The 24,492-nt window shown below is 53.0% G+C and carries 19 protein-coding genes; 2 read left to right on the top strand and 17 right to left on the bottom strand.

What is annotated here, in order from left to right; genetic code table 11:
- Positions 1–78: 78 nt before the first annotated feature.
- From AC1DLI_RS05225 to AC1DLI_RS05185, 9 genes are all read right to left on the bottom strand, one after another.
- A complete protein-coding gene (locus AC1DLI_RS05225; RefSeq protein WP_477600294.1) occupies positions 79–978 on the bottom strand; it encodes a carbohydrate ABC transporter permease in 900 nt (299 codons plus the stop codon).
- The gene (locus AC1DLI_RS05220) at positions 972–1,937 is read right to left on the bottom strand and encodes an ABC transporter permease (protein ID WP_477600292.1); all 966 of its coding nucleotides are present in this window, start codon (positions 1,935–1,937) and stop codon (positions 972–974) included. The genes AC1DLI_RS05225 and AC1DLI_RS05220 overlap by 7 nt, the downstream gene beginning before the upstream one ends.
- Before the next feature lie 203 nt (positions 1,938–2,140).
- Positions 2,141–4,441 (bottom strand): helix-turn-helix domain-containing protein, encoded by a 2,301-nt coding sequence (locus tag AC1DLI_RS05215; RefSeq protein WP_477600290.1) that lies wholly within the window; start codon positions 4,439–4,441, stop codon positions 2,141–2,143.
- A 113-nt stretch (positions 4,442–4,554) separates the two neighbouring features.
- Positions 4,555–7,230, bottom strand: a complete 2,676-nt coding sequence (locus AC1DLI_RS05210) for a family 78 glycoside hydrolase catalytic domain (protein ID WP_477600288.1) — start codon at positions 7,228–7,230, stop codon at positions 4,555–4,557.
- Between the two features lie 18 nt (positions 7,231–7,248).
- Entirely contained in the window at positions 7,249–8,154 is a 906-nt protein-coding gene (locus AC1DLI_RS05205) for a nucleoside hydrolase (RefSeq protein ID WP_477600286.1), read from the bottom strand.
- Between the two features lie 23 nt (positions 8,155–8,177).
- A complete protein-coding gene (locus AC1DLI_RS05200) occupies positions 8,178–10,595 on the bottom strand; it encodes a glycoside hydrolase family 95 protein (RefSeq protein ID WP_477600284.1) in 2,418 nt (805 codons plus the stop codon).
- Positions 10,596–10,659: 64 nt separating this feature from the next.
- On the bottom strand, positions 10,660–11,481 hold the full coding sequence (locus AC1DLI_RS05195; protein ID WP_364146755.1) for a carbohydrate ABC transporter permease: 822 nt from the start codon (positions 11,479–11,481) through the stop codon (positions 10,660–10,662).
- Entirely contained in the window at positions 11,478–12,353 is an 876-nt protein-coding gene (locus AC1DLI_RS05190) for a carbohydrate ABC transporter permease (RefSeq protein ID WP_477600281.1), read from the bottom strand. Before AC1DLI_RS05190 ends, AC1DLI_RS05195 begins: the two co-directional genes overlap by 4 nt.
- Before the next feature lie 36 nt (positions 12,354–12,389).
- Positions 12,390–13,754, bottom strand: a complete 1,365-nt coding sequence (locus AC1DLI_RS05185) for an ABC transporter substrate-binding protein (protein ID WP_477600279.1) — start codon at positions 13,752–13,754, stop codon at positions 12,390–12,392.
- 215 nt (positions 13,755–13,969) lie between these two features.
- Here AC1DLI_RS05185 and AC1DLI_RS05180 point away from each other — a divergent pair, with 215 nt between their 5' ends.
- Together AC1DLI_RS05180 and AC1DLI_RS05175 are read left to right on the top strand one after the other, a co-directional pair.
- On the top strand, positions 13,970–15,814 hold the full coding sequence (locus tag AC1DLI_RS05180) for a cache domain-containing sensor histidine kinase (protein ID WP_477600277.1): 1,845 nt from the start codon (positions 13,970–13,972) through the stop codon (positions 15,812–15,814).
- A 30-nt stretch (positions 15,815–15,844) separates the two neighbouring features.
- Positions 15,845–16,624 carry a response regulator transcription factor gene (locus AC1DLI_RS05175; protein WP_477600275.1) on the top strand — a complete coding sequence of 260 codons (780 nt, stop codon included), beginning with the start codon at positions 15,845–15,847 and terminating at the stop codon, positions 16,622–16,624.
- Between the two features lie 151 nt (positions 16,625–16,775).
- On the opposite strand, the gene AC1DLI_RS05170 is transcribed toward AC1DLI_RS05175, so the two are convergent.
- From AC1DLI_RS05170 to AC1DLI_RS05135, 8 genes are all read right to left on the bottom strand, one after another.
- On the bottom strand, positions 16,776–17,849 hold the full coding sequence (locus AC1DLI_RS05170) for a Gfo/Idh/MocA family protein (RefSeq protein WP_477600273.1): 1,074 nt from the start codon (positions 17,847–17,849) through the stop codon (positions 16,776–16,778).
- A gap of 120 nt (positions 17,850–17,969) precedes the next feature.
- Entirely contained in the window at positions 17,970–18,854 is an 885-nt protein-coding gene (locus AC1DLI_RS05165) for a creatininase family protein (RefSeq protein ID WP_477600271.1), read from the bottom strand.
- A complete protein-coding gene (locus tag AC1DLI_RS05160; RefSeq protein ID WP_477600269.1) occupies positions 18,832–19,818 on the bottom strand; it encodes an aldo/keto reductase in 987 nt (328 codons plus the stop codon). Before AC1DLI_RS05160 ends, AC1DLI_RS05165 begins: the two co-directional genes overlap by 23 nt.
- A 37-nt stretch (positions 19,819–19,855) precedes the next feature.
- Positions 19,856–20,173: a MocE family 2Fe-2S type ferredoxin gene (locus AC1DLI_RS05155; protein WP_477600267.1), complete on the bottom strand. Its 318-nt coding sequence runs from the start codon at positions 20,171–20,173 to the stop codon at positions 19,856–19,858.
- The gene (locus AC1DLI_RS05150; RefSeq protein WP_477600265.1) at positions 20,170–21,267 is read right to left on the bottom strand and encodes a fatty acid desaturase family protein; all 1,098 of its coding nucleotides are present in this window, start codon (positions 21,265–21,267) and stop codon (positions 20,170–20,172) included. Before AC1DLI_RS05150 ends, AC1DLI_RS05155 begins: the two co-directional genes overlap by 4 nt.
- 97 nt (positions 21,268–21,364) lie before the next feature.
- Positions 21,365–22,267 (bottom strand): sugar phosphate isomerase/epimerase family protein, encoded by a 903-nt coding sequence (locus AC1DLI_RS05145; protein WP_477600263.1) that lies wholly within the window; start codon positions 22,265–22,267, stop codon positions 21,365–21,367.
- Positions 22,264–23,400 (bottom strand): Gfo/Idh/MocA family protein, encoded by a 1,137-nt coding sequence (locus tag AC1DLI_RS05140; protein WP_477600261.1) that lies wholly within the window; start codon positions 23,398–23,400, stop codon positions 22,264–22,266. The genes AC1DLI_RS05145 and AC1DLI_RS05140 overlap by 4 nt, the downstream gene beginning before the upstream one ends.
- Positions 23,401–23,489: 89 nt before the next feature.
- A complete protein-coding gene (locus AC1DLI_RS05135; RefSeq protein WP_477600259.1) occupies positions 23,490–24,482 on the bottom strand; it encodes an aldose 1-epimerase in 993 nt (330 codons plus the stop codon).
- Between the last annotated feature and the right edge of the window lie 10 nt (positions 24,483–24,492).

The following is a 24,492-nucleotide window of genomic DNA, read 5'->3' as shown; positions in this document are numbered from 1 at the left end:
TCAAGGTAGAACTAACGTTTCCTGAGCATGCAAGCTAGGCCGGATGATGCGTTCGCGCTTCACCTCCTTCAAAGAATCTCAGCCTTTCAGCGATCCGATCATAATTCCTTTGACAAAATACTTCTGTATAAAAGGATAAATAATCAGCATGGGGACGATGGATACGACCAGGGTCGCGTATTGGACGCTTTCAGGCGTAAGCTTGGTGCTCATATCCTCTGCCAAGGCCGCGTTTCCTTGCGAGGCCAGCTGCTCGGCCAACGTGCTCTGCAGCACGATTTCTCTTAGAATCAGCTGCAGCGGATAATTGTCGTAGCTTCGCATGTATAACATAGCCGAGAAATAAGAATTCCAGTGGGAAACGCTGTAGAACAAGGCAATCGTGACGACGCCTGCCATCGACAGCGGAAGCACGATGCGGACTAACGTCTGCAGCTCGCCGCAGCCGTCCAGCTTGGCAGCTTCCTCGAGCTCAAGCGGAAAATTTTTGAAAAACGAAATCATGATGATGAGCCACCAGGAGCTGATCAGGACGGGAACGGTCAAGGCCCATACGGAGTCCATCATGCCAAGCGATTTGATAAGCAAAAATTGGGGCACGATGCCCCCGGTGAAAAACATCGGCAAAACCGAGAGCATCAGGAATAACGGCCGGAACAGCAAATCCTTTTTCGAAAGCGCGTAAGCCGTTATCGTAGTAAACAGCACATTCAATACCGTGCCAGTAAGCGTAATAATGACAGAGTTCAAAAACGAACGGGGAATATGAGCATTTTCAAAAAGAATGGTAAAGTACGCGTCAAGATTGAAGTTCGATGGCCATAAACCGACCTTCCCTCTTACAATGTCATCCGGGTTGCTGAACGAAATCGAAACGACATGCAGCAGCGGCAATAAGGTGATCAGCACGATGAGAACCATGACGGTATGGACGGTAATATCCAGCATTCTGGACCCGAAGGATGTGTCTTTTACCATAAGCTCTCATTCGCCGCCTTTCTTGCCAAATAGTTTGCCGTCACCAGAAAGAGGATATTAACGACCGCATTGAACAAATCGACCGCTGCGCCGAAGCTGAAATCCAGCTCGACCAGGCCTCTTCGGTAAACGAAGGTCGAGAACACGTCCGCCGTCTCGTAGGTTAACGAGTTATACATGAGGATGATCTTTTCCGAGCCTACGCTGAGCACGCCCGACATATTAAGAATGAGGGTGATCACCACGACCGGTTTGATCGCCGGCAGCGTAATATGCCACATTTGGCGAAGCCGGGTAGCCCCGTCTATGACGGCCGACTCGTACTGCTCGGAATCCACCTTCGAGAGTGCCGCTAAATAGATGACAGCACCCATCCCCATCGCCGTCCAGATGCCCGAGCTGACGAACAGGAAGCGGAACCAGCTTGCATCGGCAAAGAAATAAATCGGTTCTATGCCGAGCTTGGTCAGAAGTAGGTTAACGACACCGGTGCTTGGGGACAAAACCATTTTCATCATTCCGATCACGGCTACGACGGACAAAAAATATGGCAGGTAGCTGACCGTTTGGACAAAGCTTTTGTAATGCTTCTTCCGTATTTCATTAAGAAGCAGGGCAAACAGAATCGGAATCGGGAAGCCAAACAGCATCGAATACAGCCCAATCAAAAAGGTATTCCGCAGCAGCATCAGAAAATAGGGGCCGTTAATAAATGTTTTAAAATGATCCAAGCCGTAGGCGCCTGCCCAAGGAGCACGAAGAACGGACTCTAGAAAACCTTGGCCTTCCTGCATGCGGAAATCTTTGAATGCGATCAGAATTCCATAGATCGGAATATAATGAAAAACAAGAAAGTAAGCGATTGCAGGAATGAGAAGCAGCAGCAGTACCTTTTGTTTTTTGGCCTTCCGCCGAATTCCCGCGATTGTACCGGCACGTCCTGCCGCCGCGTCATTCATAAGTGATCCTCCCTATGCGAATACTCGATCAGCGCCAGCCGCCTATGCCGATGATGCCAGGCCATTTTTTTTGGCAGCGCTCTCACGAAAAACCATACAACGGCATGCCCTACGGGGTAAAGGAACAGTTCTTCACAAGCACACCTTGCTTCCAAGAGCGCTTAAACCGTTGATAGGACACGTTTTTTTGAGAAACACACCTTTTATTCGGAGCACGCTATTGTTTCGTTACGGTAGGAGGTCGGCTGTATCCCGAGCACCCTCTTGAATGCTCTGCGGAAGGATTTATCGCTGTTATATCCGACCCGGGTGGCAATGTCCCATATTGGTAGATCCTCCTCCTTCAACAGTAAACAAGCTTCGTTCAGCCGCAGCTGTTCCAAATATTCGGAAAAGGTCATACCCAGCTGCTCCTTCAGAAAGGTGGAAACGAAGCTTTCCGATTGCTTGTAATCGCTGGCAATCATGCTGAGGCTAAGATTGCTGTCGGCGTAATTTTCGCTTATATAAGCCTTCATGCCCTCGAGCATGCCCTGATGTTTCGTTGTCTTCTGCCGCTTTATCCGTTCGCATATGGAAAGTAATTGTTTAGTGATGCGCGCATAGCTGTATTCCTCCCCATCCGATTCCAGCCCCCCCTGCAGTTCCGGCTGCAGGCCGGCATCCTCCGATAAATATTCAATCTGGCCGCTGATTTTTTGAAGAGTGCCCTGCATTTCCGCAATCAGTTGTTTTTTTCGCCAAGGGCTTAGCTGCCGGATTTTGATATTTTGCGTTTCGATATGCTCCAGCAGGCGCCCCAGCTCCTCGCAGTCTCCCGTTCTTACCGCATTCATTAGCTTCAGCTCCAGGTCGGGCGGATAATAATAGTGGTTGGAATGCTGGCTGATGCAATCATATCGAGCCAGCTTCTGGGAGACATCAGGATCCTCGTGCTCCAGCGCTTGCGCCGCCTCGTTGTACGAACGCCAAACGTCCAGTACACGGTGGTAGACCTGGCCTATGCCGATGGAGGTCATGATGGAATGTTCAGAAAGAAACCGTTCCTGCAGCAGCCGGAGCAGCCCGATCCTTTCGGCGAACCGATCCTCCGCCGTAGACTCATGAAACGAGATCACGACCGCCAGCTTCTCGGCTTTCAGATCGTGGACAAAGCTCCCCTCCCCGAGCCCATGCAGCAGCAAACGCTTCATTCTCGCTTTGTCCGCGATCAGCTCCTCCTCCGGCATATACCCGGAATGATGAATTTTGATGACGGCTGCCGTGACGTTGTCCTCTATGAGCCCGATTTGGGCCTGGTCAAGGTTGGCGCGCATTTCGTCTTCATGATTGAATCCGCTTTTCAGCATCCGTTCGAGGCAGGCTGACTGCAGGAGAGGAAGCTGTTGCTTGATGGACACGCTCATGCTTTTATTGTTCGTAATCATTTCATGCACGGCCGTTTGAATGACCTCCATCGCGGACGCCCGTTTGCCTGTCTCCACGGCGGTTAATTCCTTGATCGAGTCGAGCAGCTCCGCGATAGGCTTGCTGTTCCTGTAAGCGAACAACAATGCGATCATGCACCCGACAGCCATAGCGGCCAAGGCAATCGTCCAATTGATTCGTTTAATGTATTCCGCCTTGGAGAATACGCTGTCTGCCGGAAGGCCGGCCACATAGGTCCAGCCGCTGCCGGAGGATTGCACCGAGGTGATAAACATTTCCGTGCCGTTTATGCGGACGAACGAAGCTCTCTCAGCCTCCGTGTCTACGGGCACGATCCGCTCTTCACCTGCCGATGCGGATACGATCATCTCCGCTTTCTCGTTCAAAATATAAGCAAACGATCCTTCCTCCGCCAGCAGCCGGTGAAATAAGCGGACAATCGAACTCTCCTTAATCAAAATGACGACGGCGCCGTCGGCACGCATGTTGGTACCAGCGGGCAAAGGGCTGATATAAGCGACGTAATCCTCCATCGTTTTTCCGTCATTCACGTCCTTGAGCGGTAAATACCTATTCATCTGCTCTCCAGACAGGGCATCTTTCAGCCACTGGCCAAACGGAATACCGCCGATCGTCAGCGGATGCGCGTTCAGCTTATCGATCCGGTCGCCTGATATGACAGCTTCGCTTCTCTCCAGATAAACGAACAGATCGGAGAAGTACTGGTTCGTTGACAGCATGTTCAATTCGTTCTTTTGCAGCTGGGAGAACTGGTACAGCGCTTGCGGCGGCCACGATGCATCGGCGGTAATCATCGCATGAAGCAATTCCGAATCCAATGATAATAATGAAACGATGTCGCGGATTTCCGTCAGCAGACGATTAAGCGCCTCCTCGCTCTGCTCCAACACCGCCAGGTTCAACCCGGCAGCATCATCGCGCACGACTTGAACCGTCCGGTAATAGGCATGCGTGCCTACAAGCAGCGGAATCAGCAGAATCAGAACATAGGACAATAGAAATTTGCCAAAAAGCACCCGTTTTCCGTTTAATCCGAACGTCCATTTTCGTATCATCAGTCATCCCTCTCCTATCCGGCATTTTACGCACCTGATTGCCCCGTTTGGTCCGTAAACGCAAATGGCTGACACCGCCCTTTGGCGGCATCAGCTCATTTAAGAACGCTCTATTAACAATGGGGTATGCCCGCTTGTATGCTTTCGAAGGCGTATCGTCCCGATCCAAGCCGGAACAGGGAGCAGCCGTCCTGCTTGCTGCCGGGAACCGGGCTGATGCCCGGCTCGGCCCCGTTTACGAGCGCTGCTTCGCCCGGCACATAGACGTCTGCCGTCGTATTCGCAGGGATCGATACCTGAAGCTTGAATACGCCGTTAGGCTCCATTTGCCATTCGGTGCTGATCGTCCCGTAATTGGAAGCGTAGGACGCCTTTACCCAGGTCAGCCGTCTGCCCGGCCTTGGCCGGATGATTGCATGCTTGAAGCCCGGGGAAGCAGGATCGGCCTCGATTCCGGCCATATACCGGTACATCCATTCGCCTACCGAGCCGAGCGAATAATGATTGAATGAATTCATAGAAGGCGTCTGGAAGCCCTTTTCCTCCGTCCAGCCGTCCCATCTCTCCCAAATCGTCGTCGCGCCATGCTTAATGGAATACATCCAGGAGGGGAACTCCTCCTGTGTCAGCAAGTCATAAGCGACCTCGGTATGCCCATTGTCCGTGAGCGCTGGCAGCAGGTATCCGACGCCAAGGAATCCCGTCGACAGCCTGTTCCCCCGTCCGCGGATATCGGCCACCAATCTGTCGATAGCTTTCTTGCGAAGCTGCTCCGTCAGCAGGCCAAACTGAAGCGCGAGCACGTATACCGTCTGCGTATCCCCGTGAATTTGCCCGCTGCCGTCTACGAACGCGCCGCGGAACGCATCGGCAACCGCCGCATGAAGCTCGTCGTAGGTCTGTTCGTCCTCCCGCTTGCCGAGCACGCCTGCGATCCGCGACAGCAGCTTGGCGCTGTAGGCGAAATAAGCCGTTGCGAGCACTTCGTTCGGCGTATCCGCGCCGATCGACAGCCAATCTGCATAGTTTGCGTAATCCGGCCGGATCAAGCCGTCGCTGTTCTGCTTCAGGTATTGCACCCAGCGCTCCATCGCATCGTAATGGCGTTCCAGGACACGGATGTCCCCGTACATGAGGTATAACGTCCAAGGAATGATAACCCCTGCGTCACCCCAGCCCGAGTTATCCGGCGCGAACCAGTTTAGGCGGGTATTCCACATTTTGTGGCGAATCCATCCGGCATCCGGAGCTACGTCCGTGAAAGCCCCCGACGGCTGCTGGCAGTCGATCATGTCCCACACATACTTCGTAAAGAAGCGCGACACATCCATGTTATAGGAGGCCGTTCTCGCAAATATTTGCGCATCGCCGGTCCAGCCAAGCCGCTCATCCCGCTGCGGGCAGTCGGTCGGCACCGAAAGAAAGTTCCCCCGCTGGCCCCATGTGATATTCGAATAAAGCTTGTTTACCATCTCGTCAGAGGTTTCGAGCTTGCCCGCAGCTGGCGTGTCCGAATGGATCACCTTGCCGGTCACGTCATCCAGTCCGGGTACGCCAGGAAAGCCGGTCACCTCGACGTAGCGGAAGCCGTGAAACGTGAAATGCGGTTCATACTGTTCTTCGCCTTCGCCATTCATCACGTAATGGTCCTGCTGGACCGCCTTGCGCAGATTGTCCAGGTATAGTGAGCCGTCCGGGCTCAGCATCTCGGCATGGCTCAAAGTAATCCTCGTTCCCCATGCGCCCGAAGCCCGCACTTCCGTCCATCCAACCATATTTTGACCCATGTCGAAGATATAGCTGCCCGCAGCCGTTTTTCTGACGCTGATCGGCTTCACCGTTTGCGTGATGCGCACAGGCGGCTCGACCATCGCTACGATCAACCCGTTATATCCCGCTCGGACGTCGGGTTTTTCCCAAGCCTCATCCCCGTACTCCGCCGTGCTCCAGTCCCCGAGCTCCAGCCTGGCGTCATACTCTTCGCCCTGAATCATATCGGAATAGGCAATTGGCCCCCGCATCGTTCTCCACGTGCCGTCGGTCGTAATGCTTTCCCTGCTGCCGTCCTCATAATCTATATTAAGCTGCAGTAGAAAAAAAGGCCGCTGCCCGTATACGCTTTTGCCCAGAAAACCGACGGTACCCGAATACCAGCCATCCCCCAGAATGACGCCAACCGCATTGCCGCCAGCCTTCAGCAAATCCGTCATATCGTAAGTTTGGTACTGCACACGCTTATCGTAATCCGTCCAGCCCGGCGCGAACCGATCGCCTACCCTGTGCCCGTTTATCTGAAGCTCGTAGATCCCAAGCGCCGTCGCATACGCAACTGCACGCCGGATGCCGCCCCTCAGCATAAACGATTTGCGAAGATAAGGCGGAGGCTGCAATTGTACGCCTGGCTCCGCTTTTCGCCCGATCCACTTCCCCCGCCATGCGCCGCGGTCAAGCAGGCCCATCGTCCACAGCGCCGGCTCGCTCCATTCCGACTCGCGGCCTTCTCCGTCCCACACCTTCACCTTCCAAATGTATAAGGCTTCCGCTTCGAGCGGCTTGCCCCCGTATGCGATATGCGCCGAGTCGCCGGAGGACGTGATGCCGCTGTCCCAAGCCGTTCCTTCCTCCCGGCCCAGTTCATCGCGCGAATGGGCGACAAGGATGCGGTACGCGGTTTGAACAGTTCCCGGACGCTCCGATTCCAGCTGCCAGAACAGTCTTGGCACGGCGGTATCTAGGCCGAGCGGATTGACCATATATTCCGTTTTGCAATTTATAATGCGAATCGACATCGATCAAACCCTCCCTAATCACTCTTCCCTATTGAACAATTCGAGCTTCGCGTACATGTCTTCAAGCGTGAATCTGGAATCAACGTAACGATATACTCTGATTTTCCGTCCTCCGGCTGGCCTTTGCTCGTAGAGCAGCTCGTCAGTAATATGAGGCGGGTCGGTCAGATCGTATTCAAATTCGTGATCGTCAAGCAAGAGCGATACGGCAGGCGAGTCTCCGAGCATCCACATTTCGCCTTTCGGCCATCTCGGCCCGTGAGTCGGAAGACTATTGAAGGAAACCAACTGGTCGTACAGGTAGCGGCCGATGTCACCGTGAGGGCGGACCCTTACAGCCAGCTCTGCCAAGCTTACGCGAACCATTTTGTAGACGTTTCTCGGCACCTGCCATAATGAAATCGGGGAGCGGAATACGACGTTAGCCGCTTTAACATCGTTCCTCAGATTAAATTCCTCGCCGCCGTCCGGGTAAGCGCCTCCGCCGATCCAAACCGCAGTCAGCCTGCCCGCGATGCGCGGCTCCTGCAGGTATGCGCATGCCAGGTCCGTAAGCGGCCCGAGGAAAATAACGAACAGCGGTGCGGGATCATCCTTCATCGCCTCGCTGATAATCAGCCCGGAGCCCTCGGAAGGAACAGGTGTCTCTTCATCTGCCAGCGCCGACGGCGCACCGTGGTACACGCCGGCCTGCCCTTCCAGCTTCATGATGCGCATAACGTTTTCAATTTCGGCGTAAGAGTCTTCCATTGAAGTTTCGCTCCGTCCCGTGCCGAAGTGGGCGGCGATGAAGCCTGCAATCCGGAACTGGGGCGTGAGCAGCGCATGGGTGATCGCGAACTGGTCGTCCGCTTCGTTTTTCGCATCCGTATTGACGATTAGTCGGATCTTCTTCGCTTCAGGAACTTCGTAAGGCATTTTCATGTTTAACCTCCCTATGGAATCCTTTATGATGATTTGCTCAGCCTATAGGTTTTGCCTGCCTCGGATGGGAAGACAAAGATCTGATCCGTTTGGGCTGGTCCGTTTGCCTTGGCGGATTCAACTTCCGCCTCGACCGGCCGGCCCTCCGACATGATGGTAAAGTCACCTTTCGTTCGAATGCGGCAAGGCCCTCCCTTGAGGGACACAATCGTCGCCTCCGACAGCCTCCCATCCTTCCAAGCCATGCCGATTTCGAAGCCGCCGCGAGCCCGCAGCCCGTTAACCTCGCCTTCTGGCCAAGCGTCCGGAAGCGCGGGCAGCAGGTGGACATCTCCCCTATGCGACTGCAGAAGCATTTCCGCAATGCCGGCCGTTGCCCCGAAATTGCCGTCGATTTGAAACGGCGGATGGGCATCGAATAAATTGGCATATACCCCGCCGCTGACAAAATCGATCTTCCCGCCATCCTCCTCCACCAGCTTGAGCAAATTCGACAGCAGACCTAACGCGCGGTTTCCGTCACGGAAGCGCGCCCATAAGTTCACCTTCCAGCCGATGCTCCAGCCGGTGCCGCCGTCCCCGCGGCGTTCAAGCGAAACGCGCGCAGCCTTAAACAGCTCCGGTGACCTATCTTCCGTCAATCCTTCTCCCGGATAAATATCGTAAAGATGGGATACGTGCCGATGGTACTGGTCTTCATCATCATCGTCTTGCGCCCACTCCTGCAGCTGCCCGTGCCTTCCGATCCGCATCGGCAGCAGCCTGGAACGCGCATCGATCCATTCCTTGCGCAGTTCTTCATCTATCCCGAGAGTCTCCGCAGCTTCGACGCAGTTCGATAACAGCTCGTGGATCAGCGACATATCCATCGTCGAGCCTTTGCTCAGCGCAGGAGTCCGCCCGTCCGCCAGCCTGAACCGATGCTCGGGCGACGTCGAGGGAGACGTGACGAGCCTGCCTTCTTCGTCCTCAAGCAGCCAATCCAGGCAAAATAACGAAGCTTCCTTCATGACCGGATAAGCATGGCTCGCCAAAAATTTATTATCCTTGCCGAACCGGAAATGCTCCCACAATTGCGCGCACAGCCACACGCCTCCCATCGGCCAGTTGGCCCATAGCGGGTTGCCGTGGCCATAATCGCCGGGAGGGGCGGATTGCCTCCAAATGTCCGAATTATGATGGGCCGTCCAGCCTCGGCAGCCGTAATTGGTCTCTGCCGTCCTGCGTCCGGTCTCCGCCAATTCCCGTATAAAAGCCAGCAAAGGCTCATGGCATTCGGACAGGTTGCAATTTTCCGCGGGCCAATAGTTCATCTGCGCATTGATGTTCAGCGTGTAGTTGCAGCTCCAGACCGGTCTGGCTTCGTGGCTCCAGATTCCTTGTAGATTCGCGGGCTGCGTGCCGGCTCTTGAAGAGGCGATCATCAAGTAGCGCCCATAATGGAAGAGCAGCTCAACGAGCCTCGGATCCTTCGCGCCGTACTCCGCAATGCGCCGGTCGGTCGTCAGCGTCTCCAGTGCTGCGGAAGCCCCCAGGCGGAATCGGACTCTTCCGAACAGCGAGCCATGATCCGCGGCATGAGCCTCCCTCAGCACCCCGTACGGCTTGGCGAGCGCCGCATTCATCTGCCGCTCCGCGATCGGCCCAGGCTCAAGGCCGTCGGTACCGGGACAGCGGTCATACCCGTTAAAGCTGGTTGCGGCCGTTACGTACAATACGGCAGCCGAAGCACCCTCCACATGAAGGCCGTCGCTGTCGACGCGCCATGTGCCGGGACCTTCCAGGCGGACCTGCAGCCTGCCCTCGAACCTCATGGCCGCAGTTGTATCCTCGTCTCCGTATACGATAGGCTCATCTGCCTCGTAGTAGTTCGGCGCCACGTATTCCGGGCAGCGCCCTCTCAGAAGCAAAGCGTTGTCCAAGGGAATTTGGGACGAGCGCAGCGGACTGCCAAGACTGGCTTTAAAGCTCAGCATCCCTTCCCGGCTTGACCTTAATTGAACGATAATCACCTGATCCGGATAGGATGCAAAAACCTCTCTCGTATATTCCACGCCTCCGACCCGGTATGCCGTGCGGGCTGCTCCGCCCGCCAAATCCAGCTCCCTGCGGTAACCGGATACGATATTTCCATGATAAAAGCGGATATGAAGATCCCCAAAGGGCATGTACGTCTGCGTATACGGGCCCATCATCGAAGCTTTGCTTAACGCTTCAGCCTCCTCGTGCCTGCCTTCACTGACCAGCTTCCGGATTTCCGGCAGCGCCTCCTTTGCCCTCGGGTTATTCCAATCCCTTGGACCGCCGGACCATAACGTATCTTCGTTCAGTTGAATCCACTCCAGATCCGTACCGCCGAACACCATGGCGCCAAGCCTGCCGTTACCCACTGGAAGCGCTTCTGTCCAGAACGTGGCCGGCTTGTCGTAATGAAGCTTCATAACTCTTCCTCCTCGTGCCTGAGCATCATACCCCGCCGGAATCGTTCCGGCGGGGTATTCCGTTTTATCCTTTAACCGAGCCTGATGTCATGCCTGAAATGATATACCGCTGTCCAAGCAAATAAATGACGATAACCGGAAGCGTCGTCAGCACGATATCGGCCGACACCAGATTCCAGTTCACCTGGAATCTTCCGAAGAAATTGTATACCGCAAGCGTCATTGGCCATTTCGCCGTATCGTTCAAATAGTAGAGCGGCAGGACAAAGTCGTTCCATGAACCCATGAAATTCAAAATGCCCACCGTCACGATAACGGGCGTTAGAAGCGGCAGGATGATACTGTAGAAAAGCCTAAACGGCGGGCATCCGTCCACGATCCCGGCTTCGTCGAGCTCCCTTGGCACGGAGCTAACGAAACCGTAGATCAGAAACACACTGAACGGAATCGACATAACGGCAAGCAAAACAATAATACCGAGCTGTGTATTGATAAGCTGCGTAACCTGCATCACCTTGGTCAAGGTAACGAAATTGATCGGCATTGCGATTCCCATAATGACGAAGAAATACAGGAACCGGTTCAGCCTCGTTGCGTTTCTGGCAAAAATATAAGCGGCGATGGAAGCCAGCGCAATGCCGAGCACGGTCGATGCCGTCGTATAAAACAGGCTGTTGAAAAACGACTGCACCAGCTTCCCTTCTTCGATGACGGTCGCATAGTTACTCCAATGCAGCGTCTTCGGCAGCTTCATGCTCATCGAGTTTGCCCCGACCCGGTCCTTGAAGGAATTGACCAGAATGAGCAGGAGCGGGATGAACATGATGATGCTCAGCACCCAGGCAAAGCCGTTCCTCAGTGCGTATTGCAGGGGATTCTTCTTCATTGCTCATGCGCTCCTTCCCTGGCCATTAACCGGATGATAAAGTAGCCGATAACTGTCATGAATAGGAATAGCAGCGAGGAAAGCGCGGTTCCCACCCCGTAACGTCCCATCGAAAACTCTTTGAAAATAGCCGTATAAAGCACGTCCGTCGCATAGCCTGGCCCCCCGTTCGTCAAAACGTAGACGACCTCGAACACCTTCAGACCGTGCAGCATGTTCAGCACTGTGGTCACTACCAGTGCCGGCATAAGCAGCGGAATGGTGATGTATTTCAACTTGTGCCACGCATTGGCCCCATCAATCTCTGCCGCTTCGTAATAGGACCTGGAAATAGACTGCAGCCCGGCAAGCAGGATGATCATAATGTAGCCGGCGCCCTTCCACGTATCGACGGCGATAATGGACTTGAACGCCCAGTTCACGTCCACCAGCCATTTTTGCGCCAGCGCATCCAGCCCGATAAAACGCAGCGATTCATTAAGCAGCCCGGTTGCCGGATTCAGGATCGACTTGAACATCAGTCCCACGACCAGCATTGGCACGATCGACGGCATAAAGATCATGACCCGGTGAAACCCCTTCATGCGGATGCCTTCGTTCAGCACGAGCGCAAATGCGAGACCCAGCACCGTCTTCAGGACTACCGTCGATATCGTGAAATTGACCGTATTGGCGATAAAGCTGACGTAATTCTCATCGGCCGAAAACAGTACCTTGAAGTTGTCGAGCCCGATAAAGTTGACAACATCGGAATAGCTGTTCCAGTCGGTGAAGGAGTAGTAAAAGCCCATCAGGCTAGGCACGATAAAAAAGATCAAATAAAAGACGAGCGTGCCCCAAGTAAAATAGAATGGATAGATTTTATTCCTCATGCTGCATTCATCCCCACTCCTTTTTTCTCTAACGGCTTATTCGGCCCAGGCCGTATCCTTCGCTACTTTTGCCATGTCTGCCCTGCGCTTATCAATGCTTTTCAAAATATCGGCGGGTTCCATCGAGTTTGCGAACATGGCGGCGATGTCTTTGCCCATATCCATCCACTGCGGATTGACGTAGTTCACGATATTTTGAACATCCGTACCCTTCTTCGGATACGCAGCGAACAGTTCCTTCTGCGCGTCGCTGTATTTGTCTTTCAGCCCCGGGAAGTTCAAATTGGTAAACGACGGGGTATTGTCGATCAGGAACTGCAGATTTTCCGGCTGTGCCAGGAACGCCAGATATTGCTTGGCCGCATCGATATGCTTGCCTTGCGAATAGACGAATTTGCTCGGACCGCCCGGATTGATGTAATAGAATTGATTGTCGGCGAGCGGGATGACGAAAAAGCCAAAGTCCTCTTCCTTCATTTCGGGATTTGCTTTCGTGATATCGCCGACGACGCTCTGAGCGGAAAGCGACATCGCATATTCGCCGCTTGCCAGCTTGTTCCCCGTATCGGCGCCTGTATCCGAGAAGGTGTTGTCGCCGAAAAACCCAAGATCGTACATTTCTTTCATTTGGGTAAGCGCAGTCAGCATCGACGGATCGTCCGCGAATTTCTTCTTGTTGGCGTTCAAATCGTCATACAGCCCAGGCGTCAGTTCGTCGTACCTCGGGCCCGGTTCGGAGAACCACAGCACATGGTGCCAGCCGTCAGCTATCGGCTCGTAGATCGGCGTGATTCCTGATTCTTTGATTTTCAGAGAGGCTTGCTTGAATTCCTCATAGGTCTTAGGAACGGCCAGGCCGAGTTGTTCGAATATCTTTTTGTTGTAGACCATAACAAAGCTGTTGCCCGTATCCCAGATCGTAAGCGCGTATACTTTGCCGTCCAGTGACAGCTGCTCGAGGGAAAGCGGATCCTCGCGCTTCGTCCATTCCTGGTCGCTCAAATCAACCGCATTTTCCGTTACGTTGTAGTTCAGGCTGATTTCGCTCTTGCCGCTTTGGCCGCCGAAGATATCCGGGCCCTCTTTCGAGTTCAACTTTGTTTTCAGCACATTGAAGTATTGATCGGCAGGGATGATCTGATAGTCGATCTTGATGCCCGTCTGCTCCTCGAATTTTTTGGCGAGCTCCATTTCGGCATCGAAAATCCAGCCTTGGCTTGCAAGATAAGTGAGTGTTATGTTTTGTTTGGCGGGCGTTTCCCCCGTGTCTTTTTCGTTGCTTGTGTTCGCGGCATTCGTCGGCGTTTCATTATTCTTCGCATTGCCGGAGCCGTTTCCGCTGCAACCTGCAATTACAATGGCAAGCAGAAATACGGACAACATCCATAACCGTCTTTTCATAACATCGCTCCCCTTAGTGATCATAATTGAATCCGCTTTCATTTCTCTTTCGTCCTCATTATAAAAGCAGGCATGCTAATCTTCCATGGAGAAAACGGATTCCTATTTTGTCTTTATTTTACCGCATGCGCTTTCAAAAAGTTTTTGACAAATCTCCAGCCTGGACGGACAATACAGTTATGCTTGGCCTAAGACAGCTTCCGGAGGATATGCGCGTGAATAAATTCAGAAACATCCAATCGATTCTGTTCATGACCTACTCCCTGATCATAATCGTTTTTTTCACCGTGCTGGTGATCTGGTTCTACTGGTGGGCATCGGACCTGCTGCGGGCGGGCGCAACTGATTCGCTCGGCAGCATGGGCCAGTCCATGCAGGGGCAGATCGATTCCGAAATAACGAAAATGAATGATGTCTCGCTTGATGTGATGTATTCCAATTTGGTCAAAAACAATTTCAAAAAGTATATGTCCGATTTGGAAAATGCGCAGCCGGCAGACGCATTAGGCGGCCCGCCAGCAGGCATACAGGTCGAGAACGCCAAGGAGCTGTCCGAAATTCTGACCGCGGCCATCGGGCCCTCAAGACCGGTCGAGCAGCTTTACCTTTATGATTTCAATAACAAAGCCTACGGCAACGGCTTCGACAATGGTGAGCGTTCCTACAAACCGGAGGACAAGTCATGGTTCCGATCCGTTATGGACAATAAGAAGGGGAAAATCATCGGCCAGCCCGTGCTCGACGAGGAAATGTCCCGCTTTATCTCGTCGAGGGAGAAGCAGTATTCCATTTCACTCTTCCGGCTTTTTTATGATAATTATAACGCGCCCATGGGCATTGTCGAAGTAAAACAATACTATAACCGCATCTTCAAAACCGCGATCGAATTCACGAAGCAGAATACTTACCAGGCAAAAGTTATCGTATATGACGACAATGGCCGTATCATCTATCCGCTTGGGGACGAGTCGGAACAGAGCGCCGCTTATATCAGGCTCGCGGACGGAGGCGTCTCCGGCATGCCAGATTCTCTCAGCACGTTTCTGAATCCAGTAACGAAGGAGAAGGAACTGCTGACCAGCCACCATTCGGACGTAACGGGCTGGCATACGACGATCGCCGTATCCGAACGGGAGCTGCTTGCTCCGATAGGCGTGTTCACCAAGCGCACCGTGCTCATTGCGGCTGTCATTCTTCTGTTCGCGATCGTTCTGTCCTTCGTGGCGGCCAAGCGAATCACTTTGCCGATTATGAAAATCCACCGCACCGTACGGAACATGAGTCTCGAGGATTTGGGCAGCACGAAGGCCTTTTCCAAAGAGCTGAACAGCGGACTGAGCGAACTAGATCAGCTGCATTGGTCATTCCTAAAGATGAATGCGCGGCTGAAGCAATCAATGGATGAGCTGCTCCTGGCGCAATCCCAAGAACTGCAGGCCAAGCTGGTCGCATTAAATTCGCAGATGAATCCGCATTTTCTGTATAACACACTGGCAACGATACATGCGATGGCAGAAGAAAATATGAATGGGCAAATCGTGTCCATGACGGAGAACATGTCCGGCTTCCTCCGGTACATCTCCTCCGATAACTCGGTTTCCAATTTGGAGGCTGAGCTGCTTCATACGAAAAAGTTTTTGGAAATCAATCAAATCCGTTACGGCCAAAAGCTGCAGTTCGACCTCGATATCGATCAGCGGATTCTGCTGTTGAATTGTCCGAAGCTCATCGTTCAGCCGCTTGTCGAGAACGCGGTGAAATTCGGCACGCAGAAGGAGCCTCCTTGGAGCATCCGCATCGTCGGCTTCGTGTATGACAACAGATGGCAAATCGAAGTATCGGACAACGGGAACGGTTTTTCCGAAGAAAGCCTGAACCTCCTGTATGGCAAAATCCGCGAAATCGACGAGACAAACGCCGTCCCGATGCTGAAGCTCGACGGTATGGGACTGCTTAATATTTATATCAGGATGAAGCTGACGTTTGGCGCCGACGCGGTTTTCCGGATTGAGAACAGGCCGCAGGAAGGCGCCACGGTAGTTATTGGCGGAACGATATAACCCCCATATCCTTATGGAAAGAAGGTCGTCATGATGGAGGATGCAAGGCAGATCAGAGTGATTGTCGCTGAGGACGAGGATTTGATCCGCAACAATCTGGCCCGCAAAATCGAAGGGCTCGACGAGGCGGTTAAGGTCATCGGCACCGCTCAAAACGGGAAAGAAGCGCTCGAGCTCGTCCAATCTGGACAGCCCGATCTGCTGGTTACGGATATCCGGATGCCTGTCATGGACGGTATGGAGCTAATCAAGCATATGCACCTGTATCATCCCCGCGTCTGCAAAATCATCACGAGCGGCTATGCCGATTTTGAATATGCGCGTCAAGCCATACAATTTGGCGTTACCGACTATTTGCTGAAGCCTATCTCCGCAGATGAGCTGCAGCGCGTGCTCGCGAAAGTGAAAACCGCTATTGAACGCGAAGAATCCACCTACAAAGAAAACATGAAAGGCATGCAAAATCCAGGAATAAGCACCGAGGAAATCGTAAGGAGGGTGCAGCAGTTCCTCAGGGACAACTTTCAGAAGGAAGTGAGCCTGGAGCAAATCGCTCGCAATTTCAACTTCAACGCCTCCTATTTGAGCAAGCTGTTCATCAAGCATACGGGCGAGCTTCCTTCCCGCTACCTGATGGCGCTTCGCATCAATGAAGCCAAATATTTGCTGGCCAACCGCCGGCATTTATCCGTCAAAGAAGTAGGAGAACAGGTCGGTTACCCCGACCAGTTTTATTTCAGCCGGATCTTCAAGCAAATGACGGGATGCACGCCGAAGGATTATTTGAACGAAAATCAAAAAAAACAATAAAAATAACTGCATTCCATGTAACTAAATCCCGATAAACCAATGATTTGGCCATTATCGTCGATTTAAATACATCAAATGCAGCTAGCCATCCCGCATGGTCAGCATACGAGATGTTATAGACTAAGATGTTCATCCGCGTAATATCAGCGGTTCAAGCCAATGCGTTCTCGCGGACAATATCGTCGATGCTTATCGGCTTGCCGCCTTCCTTCATGCTTCGCTCCATCGCCGCCATCAGTGCCAGCGTCCGCACGGCTTCCTCTACATCCGGCAGCGGGACAGCTCCCGTATCCAGGCATTCCGCAAAATATTCAATGTAATTTTGGTATTCCCCGGCATGGTGGCTCTTGCCCTCGAAGCGGAAATAGTAATCATGCATTTCCTCGAAGGAATGCGTGACTTTCCCTTCCCCAGCGAAATGCGTATGGTAACGCAAATTAGAGTATTCCGCCCGCGAAGATCCCTTCGTACCTCGTATGACGCAGCCGATGCCGGGCTCGACATCCGATCCTAACGCCGGGAGCGTGTAGCTGCCGGAAATTTGGCCGATTCTGCCTTGGTCGTCACGAACGAGGAAGCGCATCGAATCCCATGTGTCCAGGCCGTAGCTGCGGCTTGTTTCGCTCACATTTCCGAAGCCTGTTACCTCGGTCACCCCAGGCAAATACCAACGCACCAAATCGACGGCATGGATCATAAAATTGTACATCCAGCTGAAGCCGCGCTGGCGGCTCCACGGTTTGTCCAGAAACCAGCGGCTGTCCGCGATATAATGGGCCTCAACCGTTTGAACGTCGCCGTGCCGCCCCTTCTCAAAGTCCGCCCGCTGCCGGATCATTGGCTCGAAGAAGCGCGAGCTCTGACCGACGAATACACGTTTTCCGGACTTCCGCACCGTCTCCAGCAGCTCGTTCGAGCCTTCCAGCGAGGTGAGCAGCGGCTTGGTGCAGATGACGTGTTTACCCGCCTCCAGCGCTTGGGTAATGTGGGTAAGATGCAGCTGGTCTGGTGTATAAATCGCTATCACGTCAATATCGGGATTGCCAAGCAGCGTGCCGTAATCTGTCGTCCAGCGGTTGAAGCCAAACTCCTCTGCTCGCAGTTCGCACATCGACGGATTGATGTCGCACACCATCTCAAGCTCCCAACGCTTACTGCTTAAAGCGGCCGACATAATGCTTCGGCCTTCTCCCAATCCGACAACGCCCAGTTTGTAAGTTTTCATAGGTCTGCTTCCTCCTTGTTCTATGGCCAAGCTCTACTTGGAATCGTTATGCATAACTGTTTTACATATAACATTATAGGGATGTATCGGCAGGCAGCGCATTCGTCATAGATTCCCTTATCACGTCACCCGATAATATTCATACGGCTTCCACCGGGAGTGCTCGGATACGGCTGTTTGCCCGTTCCAAGGGCTAGCCGTCACCCATTCGTCAGTGCTTTGCATGAGCTCTTTTAGAACCGAGTCGATCGTTGAGTAAGGAACATCTTGCTTCACGATGGTTCGTTCTGCCTCTTCCTTCATTCGGGAAACTTCGGAGCATAAGCGGTTTAAGCAGGCTTCCATGATCGCTCTTCCCCATTCCGCATTCGCTTCAAGCGCATCTGCCCCAATCGCCAGGCGCCCGCCGTAATCTGCCAGCTCTTCGTAACGCTTGGCACTCATATCGACTAAATCCGGCCGGATATACATCAATTGCGAAAGCTCGTATTTGCCGGCATGGTCGCCTTCATATAATCCTTCGACCAACTCCGGATCACTTCTTACCCATACTTGAACCGGAACATATTTCATAAATAGACTGGCCGCTTTCCGCAAATCCGCTTGATTTCCCCCGCTGTGCCCAGAGATAACGACAACCGCTTTAAACCCCGCATTCACGAACGCCCTTAGCTGATACAGAAAAAAAGAAAGATAAATCCCAGGCGGCATGGCCGTCATGTGCGGTTGCTCCTCGCCTACCGTCTGTTCCAGCCATCCGGCATGATAGCCTGTTTCATGAATGTGATAGCCCATGGAAGGGGCCACGATGCCCCCGGCTTGCCGGGCTGCTTCTAGGCAGAGCCATTCCGCTTTTATCGTATCAAGGCCGAACGCGCTGACCTGCCCATGCGGCTCGCAAAGGCCAAGGGGCAAATAGACGACCGGACATTCCGCTATTCTTTGTTTAAATTCATAAGGCAGCAGCTCCGCCCACAACGTCTTAGACCCAGTATTTGGTTTCATAAAAATTTCTCACCCATCTGTGATGGCGTCTGATTTCCTCAAATACGCTCTCCGGTAAAGGCTCGCGATCAACGGCGGCGATGTTCTCGTCCGCAAACTTTGTCACATGCATCGAGGAGATGGCCGTGGTTACCCCCGGATGATGCAAAACGAATTTAATGGCAAGCTCCGCCAAACTGCTGGCATATGCAGGTATGAACATTTCCCGCAGCCGATTGACACGCTCGATATACAAGCTGCGAGGCATATAATCAAAATAAGATTTTCGGAAATCGCCGTCTTCGAACACCGTGTCCTCTTTCAGGAACCCCGTCAATCCGCCCTCATCCAATATGCAGCGCGCGATGAGCGCGACGTTGTTCTGCTCGCAAGCCGGAATCAGGCAGTCGAGCGGCTGCGGGTCGAAAATATGAAACACCGTTTGGACGGAATCAATTTTACCGCTTTGTACGATCGGAAGCGCAATATCATGGCGCTGGTCGGGCAATGAAATGCCGATTGCGCCGATCTTCCCTTCCTGCTTGAGCTCAAGCAGCTCATCCATCCAATAGTCCGAGCTATCCCACTGCGGCCAATATTGATGAAGCTGCATCAAATCAATGGTGTCTACGCCAAGCTGCCTGAGCGAAGCTTCCGTGCTTTCCCTCAGCCAGCCTCTCGGATACGCCGTCTCCACCGGGATCGGAATGCCCCAGCCCAGGTTTCCCGGACCTTTGGACTGGATTTTGGAAGCAAGGAATGGCCTTTCCCCGCTCCACTCCTGCAAAGCCAGGCCTAAAATACGTTCCGATTCTCCATAGTTGCGCGCGGTATCGATAAAAGTCACGCCCCGCTCCAAGCTGTGAATAACGGAGCGTACCAGGTCCTTCTCTTCATAGGCACCGAATGAGCCCCCGAGTCCCATTGCGCCATAGCCTAAGCGTGATACCTGCCTTCCCGTGCGGCCGAACACATTATATTTCATCGATTCGTTCCTTTCCTGTTAGATTGAAGCGCAGAAGCTAGGCTTGAATAAACACTTTACCTGCTTCAACCTTCACGGGATATGTTTTTAAATCGACGCATACCGGCGCCCGCTTCGCTTTGCCGGTAGAAATGTCGAAGCGGCCGTTATGCTTCGGGCATTCAATGACGTTGCCCATTACTAAGCCGTTCGACAAATGAATCCGTTCATGCGTGCAGAACCCGTCGGTGGCGAAGTATTCCCCATTGTCCGTCCTGTATATCGCATAGGTGCGATCCTCAAAGTCAAAACGGATCACATCCTCCACATCAATAGCATCCGCCGCGCAGGCTTCGATCCACGTTCCGGTCCTCATTGCACTTCACTCCTTAGGCTGGTATCCTCCCGTACGCCGCGCATATAGGGGTGTGCGGTAACCGGCAGCGGTTTTTCTACAACATAAGCGGGATTATGCTTTTGCTTCCGAAGAGCCGCAATCACTTCTTTTAAAGCGGCGAACAAGCCGGGACGCGCAACTGGGCAATCTGCCTTCATCTCTTGATGGAGCTTCGGGAGCGCATGATAGGGAACCATCGGAAACATATGATGCTCGACATGATAGTTCATGTTCCAGTACAGAAACCGCAATACCGGATTCATATAAATGGTGCGGGTGTTCAACCGGTGGTCAAGCACGTCCTCGTGAAGTCCCAAATGCTGCGTAATGCCGAATAAAATGACGACGATCCCTCCGTAAAAAGAAGGCAAAAACAAAAACATAGCGGGAAGTATACTCCCTGCATACACGCATGCGGCAGCGACCGTCAGCAGGATGAGCATGTAAATGCGGGCCTCGCGGAACGTTTTGCGATGCTCAGAGACGGGAATATACTCCTTTTCCTGCGTATCCAGCTTTCCGAATGTATGCAGCATAAACCGTTTCAGCTCAATCGGCCCGCCGTAAAGATGGAAGATTTGCATAATTATAATTTTCCAGACCGGCGGTCTCTCCGTAATAATTTCCGGGTCGCGCCCAACAATGATCGTATCCGTATGATGGCGGGCATGGCTCCATCGCCAAGGCGTAGCAGACCGCAATACCATAAAGGAAGCGATTTGGTAAACGAATTCGTTCATCCAAGGCGTCTTAAACGCGGTTCCGTGCCCGCATTCATGCCAGCGGGAATCGCCGGGCGTCGCATAGAGAATGCCGTAAGCCAAAAACGCCGGAACCGCCCACCACGATCCCCATGCCAGATAAGCAATATAACCTACAATGAGAAGTAAGCCGAACCAAATGAGCGTATCCCGGATAGCCGGGCCGTTCTTTCTTTTCATCAACTCTTTCATGCGCTGGCGGGGAATCGGGCATGTATACCATTCGGCCGCGACCAGCCCTCTTTCATGCGCACGTTGGTTTTCGGGTCCTGTGATGCTGTAATCCCGTTTTTGCCTGTTGACGGAAGCCATGGATCGCTCCTCCTTTTTGCTGGGAAAATAGGCGGCGGATAAACCCGAAAATCATCGGGCTTACCCGCCGAACCGACCAAACTCAGGATTCGGCCGGTTAACAGCCGTTTTCCTTTAATTTGCCGTCAAGAAACCTTTTCGCGCGCGGGATGTCCTGCTCATCCAAATGCTCGATGATGATCGGTATATTCGGATGAAGCTTGGAGAGGCGCTGCAAATACAGGTCATAATTCAAGATACCAAGGCCGGGAGCGGGGAGTTCTACGCCGCCTGCACCGCGGAACGTATGCGATTCAGCCGCATCGATCGCCGCATGCTTCTCTGAGGTATCTACGGCAGGCTTGCAGTCTTTCGCATGAGCGATCTTGATTTTGTCGCCCAGCGTATTGAAGATGCGGTTTAGCTCTTCGTCGACTTGATTGATATTTTTGTCCGTGAAATAGTTGGTAGGATCCATCAGAAGGCCAAGGCCCGGGTGATTGACATCCGAGAATAAGCGGGCTAGCTGGTCGACCGAGCCGATGACATTGTTGACGTAGTTTTCCACCAAAAACATAGAACCGTGTTCATACGCAAATTTTGCCAGGCTCTCAAGTTCCCCGCATACCGTCTCATAAGCTTCTTCGGTACCGTTTTTCGGATCCCATACCCAATCGCTTTCCGTATTGTACGTTCCTGTCTCGCTGATTACGTAGGGCGAGCCCAGATCGCGGGCAAATTTCAGCAGCGTCTTCAAGCCCTCAATATTTTCCGCCCGCTTCCTTGGATCCGGATGAATGATATTGGTGTAGCCAGAAATACAAACGATCGGCAGGTTGGCATCCCGGAACGCGTCGCGAATATGACGGGCCTTTTCCTGCGTAAGTGAATCGAGCGAAAGGTCCATGTCCTTGAACGACAAATCGAGCTGAACGCAGGAAAATCCGTCTTTTTGAATTTTGGCGATCGTTTCCGAAAGCGTATAAGGATAATACCCGTTGAAAATACCTACTGAAATCATAGCGGACTGCCTCCCTCAAACGTATAGGATTTGATTTTGCTTGCCGTCTCAGAAAATTCGACCGTGCGCCGTTCGGCAATAGACTTATAGCACGCCTCCACCAACGCCATCGTATGCAGGTTATCCCTTCCTCCGATTTCAGGCTCCGTATCCGTTTCGACCGCGCGCAGCAGCTGGGCCATCGTTCCCTGGAATGCATCTGGAAACCATACCTGGTCCCATGCGGGACGGTGCCATTTGCCCGGCGACCGCTTGGTCGTAAACTCAAGCGTGCTTGGCGTTCTTTCTGGATAAGTTGGCCAGCCGATCGTCCCTTGAGCCACGCCATCCAGTCCTTCGACTCTCCATTTGATGTAAATATCCTGCTCGGTCCCTTCGCCCGGCCACGCCCACGCATCGTCCAGGCTGGTTGCTAGCAGCTCATTGCCGTATTGGAACGTATATTGGGAAATGCCGTCGATATGCTTGAAGGCGATGCGGGGATCCCTGCGCGCAACGGCGGTAATCCTCTCGGGATCTCCGAACAAATAACGGAAAGCATCGATATGGTGGATACCCATATTAAGAATTTCAACATGCTCATACTTGTGAAGAAAATCCTGCCAATGCGGGATAGCCCGCATTTCGATCGTCGCCAGAACCGGCTCTCCGAGATACCCCCTATCGAGTACCGCTTTCAGTGCCCGCACGGATTGGTCGTAACGCATATTCGAATTGACGCCGATTTTTATGCCCGCCTCTTCGCACAGCTCCACGATTTCGCACGCTTCCCGCATATTCATGGCAAGAGGCTTTTGGCAAAGGATCCCTTTAATATGAGCTTGCTTGACGGCTTCCCGAACGATTTCCAGCTGCCGGTCCGGTGGAACAGCTATATCCAGGATTTCGATTTGCGGATCCCGGATCAGCTCCTCCCATGTTTCGTACACATGGGGGATGCCGTGCAGCTCCGCCACGGCTTTGGCATTTCCGTGCGTTCTCGAGCTGATGGCATACGGGTGAAAGCCTGCGTCCCTGTACGCCACGAGATGGCAATCCCTCATAATGAACCCGGAACCGATGCAGCCGATCCGGTAATCTTTGCGCCTAGGCATTTCCGGATTGATAGGTAAATTCAAATCGACAGCTTCCATATGACAGTCCTCCTCCGCTCTTAAAAACTAGGGTGAACAAGTCCGCTGCGCGGGTCATTTGATCTTCCAATCGCATGGAAACCCTATTCTTAAACCAAGGCTTCCACCGCTAGGCTGGTTGTTAAACGGATTTCTTCCCCTGCCCCGATTCCCCGGGCTCCCGTCAGCTCGTGGCCGTAAGGCAGATTGAACGCGTCGGTTACGCTCGTATACGGCTCCAGCGAATAGGCCTCGGCCCAATCAGGACGGAATAAAACGAGAAACGGGAATTTGCGGTCGAAGCAGTAGGTGATCGCATACCCGCTGTCCTTCATTTCGATTCGGCAAGTATGGTCCTCTTCCTCGTCTTCCAGTGCCAGCAGCGAGCAGCCGAGCCGCGGATAATCCGTCATGCTGACACCTTCCTTCAACGCTTGACTGAATGGCGTAACTGCCGGCGTTCCCATAACGAACGCCTCATTCGTTACCGGCCACTCCGAGGCCGCCGGAACCTTCAATGCAAGCTGCTCCCCGCTCTTAAAAGGAATAGAAAAGTAAGGATGGAGCCCAAACGCGAAAGGCGCCTCGTCCTCCCCGTCGTTCCGGATTTTCGTGTCCATCATCAGCCGTCCTTCGAAGAGGCGATAAGTGACGGTAAACGAAAGCGGATGCGGGAAATATTCTAGCAGTTCGGGATGCAAGGCGTAATGAAAACAGCTGGTGACCGAAGCTCCGCCATGATCGCTTGCTCCCTGTTCAATAACCTCCCAGCCTCTGGAGGATATCTCGCCATGCAGATGATTGTCTGGAGGTTCGTTCAAAGGCAGGCTGTACTGGCGTCCGCGAAACGAAAACCGGCCTCGCTTTACACGGTTGGGCGGAAATAAAATAGGCGTGCCGTATTTGAAAGCATCGAACGGTTCATTCTTTAAAGATAGAAGACTGACCGGCGGCATAATAACCGGATGCCCCTTGCTTTCGAAGCGGTAAAGATTGTTGCCTGCCGCCGGCAGCAACTCCGCCGTCGCCTTGCAGGCCGCATCGGTCAATACGATGACCTTAAGCCCTTCCCTGATTTCGCATGTCGCGGCATACCGGCTCATGTCGTACGGT

The organism is Paenibacillus sp. 01T443, from assembly GCF_056398325.1.
The sequence above is the reverse complement of the archived record's forward strand: the minus strand, read 5'-3'. Positions and strand labels throughout refer to the sequence as shown.

Coding starts and splice junctions, on each gene's coding strand:
- AC1DLI_RS05225 (WP_477600294.1), bottom strand. CDS start 978: ATGGTAAAAGACACATCCTTCGGGTCCAGAATGCTGGATATTACCGTC.
- AC1DLI_RS05220 (WP_477600292.1), bottom strand. CDS start 1,937: ATGAATGACGCGGCGGCAGGACGTGCCGGTACAATCGCGGGAATTCGG.
- AC1DLI_RS05215 (WP_477600290.1), bottom strand. CDS start 4,441: ATGATACGAAAATGGACGTTCGGATTAAACGGAAAACGGGTGCTTTTT.
- AC1DLI_RS05210 (WP_477600288.1), bottom strand. CDS start 7,230: ATGTCGATTCGCATTATAAATTGCAAAACGGAATATATGGTCAATCCG.
- AC1DLI_RS05205 (WP_477600286.1), bottom strand. CDS start 8,154: ATGAAAATGCCTTACGAAGTTCCTGAAGCGAAGAAGATCCGACTAATC.
- AC1DLI_RS05200 (WP_477600284.1), bottom strand. CDS start 10,595: ATGAAGCTTCATTACGACAAGCCGGCCACGTTCTGGACAGAAGCGCTT.
- AC1DLI_RS05195 (WP_364146755.1), bottom strand. CDS start 11,481: ATGAAGAAGAATCCCCTGCAATACGCACTGAGGAACGGCTTTGCCTGG.
- AC1DLI_RS05190 (WP_477600281.1), bottom strand. CDS start 12,353: ATGAGGAATAAAATCTATCCATTCTATTTTACTTGGGGCACGCTCGTC.
- AC1DLI_RS05185 (WP_477600279.1), bottom strand. CDS start 13,754: ATGAAAAGACGGTTATGGATGTTGTCCGTATTTCTGCTTGCCATTGTA.
- AC1DLI_RS05175 (WP_477600275.1), top strand. CDS start 15,845: ATGATGGAGGATGCAAGGCAGATCAGAGTGATTGTCGCTGAGGACGAG.
- AC1DLI_RS05170 (WP_477600273.1), bottom strand. CDS start 17,849: ATGAAAACTTACAAACTGGGCGTTGTCGGATTGGGAGAAGGCCGAAGC.
- AC1DLI_RS05165 (WP_477600271.1), bottom strand. CDS start 18,854: ATGAAACCAAATACTGGGTCTAAGACGTTGTGGGCGGAGCTGCTGCCT.
- AC1DLI_RS05160 (WP_477600269.1), bottom strand. CDS start 19,818: ATGAAATATAATGTGTTCGGCCGCACGGGAAGGCAGGTATCACGCTTA.
- AC1DLI_RS05155 (WP_477600267.1), bottom strand. CDS start 20,173: ATGAGGACCGGAACGTGGATCGAAGCCTGCGCGGCGGATGCTATTGAT.
- AC1DLI_RS05150 (WP_477600265.1), bottom strand. CDS start 21,267: ATGGCTTCCGTCAACAGGCAAAAACGGGATTACAGCATCACAGGACCC.
- AC1DLI_RS05145 (WP_477600263.1), bottom strand. CDS start 22,267: ATGATTTCAGTAGGTATTTTCAACGGGTATTATCCTTATACGCTTTCG.
- AC1DLI_RS05140 (WP_477600261.1), bottom strand. CDS start 23,400: ATGGAAGCTGTCGATTTGAATTTACCTATCAATCCGGAAATGCCTAGG.
- AC1DLI_RS05135 (WP_477600259.1), bottom strand. CDS start 24,482: ATGAGCCGGTATGCCGCGACATGCGAAATCAGGGAAGGGCTTAAGGTC.